Annotated in this window: 1 protein-coding gene; it reads left to right on the plus strand. The window is 52.4% G+C overall.

Translation table 11 applies throughout. The features are described 5' to 3' along the window. Window positions 1-233 (plus strand): PP-loop family protein (locus tag R0J87_RS25070; RefSeq protein WP_498889734.1); only part of this gene is annotated, 233 nt, incomplete at both ends.

Here is a 233-nt window from a genome sequence, read left to right on the forward strand (position 1 = left end):
CGGGGTATTTTGTACCGCACGGCAAAAGAGCTGGGCGCGACCAAGATTGCGCTGGGGCACCACCGTGATGACATGCTGGAAACGCTTTTCCTGAACTTGTTCTACGGCGGCAAAATGAAAGGTATGCCGCCTAAGCTGGTCTCAGATAACGGTGAGCACGTGGTAATTCGCCCGCTTGCCTATTGCCGCGAAAAAGATATTGAACGCTATACCGAAATGAAAGCGTTCCCGAT

It is taken from the genome of Halomonas sp. SIMBA_159, from assembly GCF_046536035.1.
In the GTDB taxonomy this organism is placed as follows: Bacteria; Pseudomonadota; Gammaproteobacteria; order Pseudomonadales; family Halomonadaceae; genus Vreelandella; species Vreelandella venusta_A.